General features: G+C 66.1%; 4 protein-coding genes. 3 read left to right on the top strand and 1 reads right to left on the bottom strand.

Going from position 1 to position 6,226, the window contains the following annotated elements; genetic code table 11:
• On the bottom strand, positions 1-873 hold an 873-nt coding region (locus LI94_RS19785; protein WP_046302267.1), incomplete at its 3' end, for a 4-alpha-glucanotransferase.
• Between the two features lie 161 nt (positions 874-1,034).
• Here LI94_RS19785 and glgX point away from each other — a divergent pair.
• The 3 genes from glgX to LI94_RS19800 form a co-directional block, all read left to right on the top strand.
• Positions 1,035-3,233 (top strand): glycogen debranching protein GlgX, encoded by a 2,199-nt coding sequence (glgX, locus tag LI94_RS19790; RefSeq protein WP_046302268.1) that lies wholly within the window; start codon positions 1,035-1,037, stop codon positions 3,231-3,233.
• Between the two features lie 3 nt (positions 3,234-3,236).
• Positions 3,237-5,534: a malto-oligosyltrehalose synthase gene (gene treY / locus LI94_RS19795; RefSeq protein ID WP_046302269.1), complete on the top strand. Its 2,298-nt coding sequence runs from the start codon at positions 3,237-3,239 to the stop codon at positions 5,532-5,534.
• The coding region (locus LI94_RS19800; protein WP_046302270.1) for an alpha-amylase family glycosyl hydrolase at positions 5,527-6,226 on the top strand (700 nt) is incomplete at its 3' end. The genes treY and LI94_RS19800, both read left to right, overlap by 8 nt.

Below are 6,226 nucleotides of genomic sequence, written 5' to 3' on the forward strand. Positions count from 1 at the left end.
TGTGTATAAGAGACAGCGTTCGGCCAGCGCGCAGTAGGTCGCCCAGTCACGCAACGCCCGAGTCCGCGACGACTCGTCGAGCGGGCAGGGGCGCCCTTCAGAACGCCAGAGCAACTCCAGGGCCGCGCGCTTGGCGGCCCAGACGAGGTCGTAGTCGATTCGTGCGGTGTCCGCAGCGACCCGCAGCGCGTCGACTTCTGCCCGGGTGGCCGAGTCGGCGCGCTGGTAGGCGGCGAGGTCAGCGATGCACAGGGCGAGCGGGTTGGCGAACTGCCGGCTCGAAGGCGTATACGGCGACGGCTGCACCGGATACGTCGGTCCCGGTGCGTGCAGCGGATTGAGCAGCACCGCCCCGGCGCCGTGCTCGGCGGCTGTCCACCTCACCCAGTCCCGCAGGTCCGCCAAGTCCCCGATGCCCCAGGAGCGCGCGGATCGCAACGCGTAGAGCTGCAGCATCCATCCCCAGGTGAGCGGTGCCCGCGGCACCCGGGCGGGAGCCGCCACCAGCGTGACTTCCTGGCCATCGCGCAGCTGAAGCTGATACCAGCCGGGCGACAGATCGGCGGGCAGTTCATCGCGCACTGCGGTGCGCTCGCCGCCCTCGCTCACCAGTGCGGCGGCTCCGGAAAACGGTAGGGGGCGTCCGGTCACCCGCACAGCGGCTGTCGGAGGCGAAACGCCCGCACGCTCGCGTTCATCCAGCCTGGCCAACTCATGGCGGCGGTCGGCCGCACTGCGCGCCTCGACCTCGAGCAGCCGAAGAACCCGGACCACCACGTCTTCGTCCACCTGCACCATCTCGCGCCGTTCGTTGCGGTAGGCGGTGGCTACGCCGTGCGCGGTCGCCAGCCGGCGTAGGTCATCGGGCGCCACACCACGCCTATACCCGCCTGAGGTGCATTTCAACAGCCAGCACCGAACCGGTCCGTAGGGTCGGAGACGGCGATAGTTTGACCGGCCGGCAGGCGGGTAGCCACAACCCGGTCGGCGCCGCAGCATCGAAATATCGAAATTCCTGACGAAATTGGGTGAGCATGGGCAGTACCCGAAATCCGGCGACGGGGACCGCAGCGGTCAGTGATCCAGCCGAGAACCCGCCGGCCTCGCACACCGTCTGGCCGGGCGCCAGCGCGCCGCTCGGGGCCAGCTACGACGGCGGCGGAACCAACTTCGCCCTTTTCTCGGAGATCGCCGAGCGAGTCGATCTGTGCCTGATCGACGAAGACGGCGCGCAGACGTGCGTACCGCTCGAAGAGGTGGACGGCTACGTTTGGCACGCCTACCTGCCGACGGTGTCACCGGGACAGAACTACGGCTTTCGGGTACACGGGCCCTTCGACCCGCCGGCCGGACATCGCTGTGATCCCAGCAAACTGTTGCTGGACCCGTACGGCAGGGCGTTCACCGGCGACTTCGACTTCGAGCAGGCGCTTTTCTCCTACGACATGGCAGCCGGAGACGACCCGCCGCGGGCCGAGACGCTGCCCAGAGTCGACTCGCTCGGGCACACCATGACCAGCGTGGTGATCAACCCGTACTTCGACTGGGCAACCGATCGACCGCCGAAGACCCCGTACAACGAGACGATCATCTACGAGACCCACGTCAAGGGTATGACGCAGACCCATCCCGCTATCCCCGAGGAACTGCGCGGCACCTATGCCGGTCTGGCTCACCCGGTCGTCATCGACCACCTGCAGTCGCTCAATGTCACCGCTGTCGAGCTGATGCCGGTACACCAGTTCATGCACGACGACCGCTTGCTGCGGATGGGTCTGCGGAACTATTGGGGCTACAACACATTCGGGTTCTTCGCCCCGCACAGCCAATACGCGGCAAGCCGGCAGCCGGGGGCAGCGGTCGCGGAATTCAAGACCATGGTGCGCACCCTGCACGAAGCCGGCATCGAAGTGATCCTCGACGTGGTTTACAACCACACTGCCGAGGGCAACCACCTCGGGCCGACCATCAACTTCCGCGGAATCGACAATGCCGCCTACTACCGGCTTGTCGACGACGACCGAAGCATGTACATGGACTACACCGGCACCGGCAACAGCCTCAACGCGCGCCATCCGCACGCACTGCAGCTGATCATGGACTCACTGCGCTACTGGGTGACCGAGATGCACGTCGATGGGTTCCGCTTCGACCTGGCGTCGACCTTGGCCCGCGAATTCTATGATGTGGACCGCCTTTCGGCGTTCTTCGACCTGATTCAGCAGGACCCGGTGGTCAGCCAGGTCAAGTTGATCGCCGAGCCGTGGGACGTCGGCGAGGGCGGTTATCAGGTCGGCAATTTTCCCGGCCTGTGGACCGAGTGGAATGGAAAGTACCGCGACACCGTGCGCGACTATTGGCGTGGCGAACCGGAGACGTTGGGAGAGTTCGCCTCGCGGCTCACCGGCTCATCAGATCTCTACGAGGCCACCGGGCGCCGGCCGGGTGCCAGCATCAACTTCGTCGTCGCCCACGACGGATTCACCTTGCACGATCTGGTCTCCTACAACGAAAAACACAATGAGGCCAACGGCGACGACAACACCGATGGCGAGAGCCACAACAGGTCGTGGAACTGCGGTGTCGAAGGCCACACCGATGATCCGGACGTCCAGGAACTACGGGCCCGCCAGATGCGCAACATCCTGGCCACCCTGCTGCTGTCCGAAGGCACACCGATGATCGCGCACGGCGATGAGCTGGGGCGCACTCAGCAGGGGAACAACAACACTTACTGTCAGGACTCCGAACTCTCCTGGATGGACTGGTCGCTGGCCGAGACCAATGCCGATCTGCTGGCCTTCACCCGCCGGGTGACGCAGCTTCGCAAAGAACATCCGGTGTTTCGCCGTCGCCGGTTCTTCGAGGGCCGCCCGGTACGCCACGACGGCGAGATCGGCGACATCGCCTGGTTCACCCCCGCCGGCCATGAGATGAGTCAAGACGACTGGGACAACGGCTTCGACAAGTGCATCATGGTCTTTCTCAACGGAGAGGCGATCCGCGAGCCTGACATGCGCGGGCAGCGAGTGGTGGATGACTCGTTCCTGCTGTGCTTCAATGCGCACGAGGAGACGGTCGAGTTCGTCGTTCCCGGAAAGGATTACGCCCAAGAATGGACCACCGAATTGGACACCGCGGAGCCGGCATCCCCGGCTGAGCAGGCCGTGCAGCCTGGGGGCGAGCTGCCCGTCCCGGGGCGTTCGCTGCTCGTCCTGCGGAAAGTGCGCTGACGCATGGCCAGCCCGGTGCTGTCCACCTACCGGTTGCAGCTGCGGGGCGCAGAAAGCGGGTTCACGTTCACCTTCGCGGACGCCGAGAATCTACTCGACTATTTCGATGCACTTGGCATTTCGCACCTTTACCTCTCGCCGATCATGACGGCGGTGCGCGGATCGACACACGGCTACGACGTCGTCGATCCGACCACCGTCTCTGCGGAACTGGGTGGCGCGCAGGGGCTGGCGCGGCTGTCAGCGGCCGCGCGTGCCCGCGGCATCGGCCTGATCGTCGATATCGTGCCCAATCACGTCGGGGTACAACGGCCGGAGCAGAACCCATGGTGGTGGGACGTGCTGAAGCACGGCCGATCCTCCCGGTACGCCGCGTTCTTCGACATCGATTGGAGCCTCGGTGACGGCCGAATCATTCTGCCGGTACTGGGCTCTGACGGCGATACTGCCGACCTGACCGTGGATGGCGAGTCCCTACGCCTGGGTGACCTGGTGTTTCCGATCGCACCCGGAACCGGCGCCGGCAGCGGCGCCGAAGTCCACGATCGCCAGCACTATCGACTGGTCGGCTGGCGCAGCGGTAGCTGTGGCTACCGCCGCTTCTTTTCGATCACGTCGTTGGCCGGCCTGCGTCAGGAGGATCGAGCGGTTTTCGACGCCTGGCACGCCGAGCCGGCGCGCTGGTTCGACGCTCGGCTCATCGATGGCGTGCGGGTCGATCACCCGGATGGCCTGTCGGATCCGCAGGGATATCTGCACCGGCTGCGCGCGCTGATCGGACCGGATGCCTGGATCGTCATCGAAAAGATTCTGGCCGTTGACGAGGCGCTCGATCCCAGCCTGCCGGTCGCCGGCTCCACCGGTTACGACGCACTACGGGAGATCGGTGGGTTGTTCATCGACCCCAACGGTGAGCCGGCGCTGACCGAGCTGTGTGAAACCGCCGGTGTCGACTACCGCGCGATGCCGAACCTGCTGGCCGAGCAGAAGGAGCTCGCGGCTGCCGAGACGCTGGGCAGCGAGCTGGCGCGGCTATGTCGTTGTGTGGTGAGCGCTACCGGCGCCGAGCATCCGCTGTTGTCCGATGCCATCGTGGCCTTGCTCGGTCACATCGGGGTGTATCGCAGCGACTATCCCGGGTTGGCGACGATAGTGCCGGTGGCGCTAGCACATACGCTGGCGCAGCAGCCAGAACTCGACGAGCCGCTTGCACTGCTCGCGGCTGCGCTGGCCGACGGTGGGGAAGCAGCGGTGCGGCTGCAACAGCTGTGCGGAGCGGTGACCGCCAAGGCGACCGAAGACTGCCTGTTCTACCGGGATGCCAGGCTGGTGTCGCTCAACGAAGTCGGCGGCAGCCCGCAGTATTTCGGTGTGGGCTCGGCCGAGTTTCATCATCGGGCCGCCACGCGGGCTCGGCACTGGCCGCACACGATGACCACGCTGTCCACCCACGACACCAAACGCGGCGAGGATGTCAGGGCACGCATCGGCGTGTTGTCGCAGGTGCCGTCGTTGTGGGCGGAGTTCGTCGCTCGTTGGGAATCGAGGGCTCCCTCACCCGATCTGGCCACCGGGCTCTTCCTGTGGCAGAACATCTTCGGGGTGTGGCCACTCGACGGTCGAGTGAGCACGGCAGTGCGCGAGCGACTGCATGCCTATGCCGAAAAGGCGGTTCGCGAGGCGGACCGGCGGACATCGTGGCACGATCCCGACGCAGCGTTCGAGGGCGCGCTGCACCAGTGGCTCGACGACATCCTCGATGGTCCTATCGCGCAGGAACTGACCGAGTTCGTCGCCGAACTCGCTCCGCACATCGACAGCGACATCCTGGGGCAGAAACTGCTGTCCTTGACCGTCCCCGGCGTCCCGGACGTCTATCAGGGCACCGAGCTCTGCGATGACAGCTTGGTCGACCCGGACAATCGGCGGCCGGTCGACTACGGCGCACGCCGCGCAGCGCTGGAGGCCTTGCATCACCCGAAAATGCGGGTGGTCGTTGCGGCACTGCGAATGCGGCGAGCCCGTCCCGACAGCTTCCTGCGCGGCGGCTACCACCCGGTGCAGGCGTCAGGACCGGCGTCAGAACATCTCGTGGCCTTTCGCCGGGGCGACGACGTGGTGGTGGCGGTCAGCCGTTGGACGGTGCGCCTGCAGGGCACCGGATGGGGCGATACGGCTCTCCCGCTGCCCCCCGGGACGTGGTCTGACGCGCTCTCCGGCGCCAGCCACAACGGAATGGTGCGAGCAGTCGAGCTGTGCGCCGAACTGCCGGTTGTGCTGCTGGAGCGTGTCGATGACTGAGTTCGCCGTCTGGGCACCAACCCCGGCAGTCGTGGGTCTCGATGTCGACGGGGTAGCGCATCCGATGGACCGTTCCGACGGTGGGTGGTGGCGGGCGAGGCTCGACGTGGCGCCCGATGCCCGCTACGGGTTTCTGCTCGATGACGACCCGCAGGTTCTCCCCGATCCGCGGTCGGCCCGCCAGCCCGACGGCGTGCACGCGCGCTCGGCGGTGTGGGACGAGGAGAGCCTGACCTGGACCGACCACGACTGGGCGGGACGGCCCGTCGAAGGTGCGGTGATCTATGAAATGCACGTCGGCACTTTCACGCCCGCCGGCACCTTCGATTCCGCCGTCGCCAAACTGGATCACCTGGTCGACCTGGGTGTCGACTTCGTCGAACTCATGCCGGTCAACGCCTTTTCCGGCACGCACGGCTGGGGCTATGACGGGGTGCTGTGGTACGCCGTGCATGAGCCCTACGGCGGCCCGAACGGCTTGGCGCGCTTTGTCGATGCCTGCCACGGCCGGGGCCTGGGGGTACTGATCGACGTCGTCTTCAACCACCTGGGTCCGTCCGGCAACTACCTTCCCCGCTTCGGGCCGTATCTGTCGGGGGCACATAACCCGTGGGGCAATGCCATCAACATCGATGGCCCGGATTCCGACGAAGTGCGCCGCTACATCATCGACTGTGCGCTGCGCTGGATGC

Source organism: Mycobacterium sp. UM_Kg27 (assembly GCF_000972905.1).
Taxonomy (GTDB): domain Bacteria; phylum Actinomycetota; class Actinomycetes; order Mycobacteriales; family Mycobacteriaceae; genus Mycobacterium.

Coding starts and splice junctions, on each gene's coding strand:
- glgX (WP_046302268.1), top strand. CDS start 1,035: ATGGGCAGTACCCGAAATCCGGCGACGGGGACCGCAGCGGTCAGTGAT.
- treY (WP_046302269.1), top strand. CDS start 3,237: ATGGCCAGCCCGGTGCTGTCCACCTACCGGTTGCAGCTGCGGGGCGCA.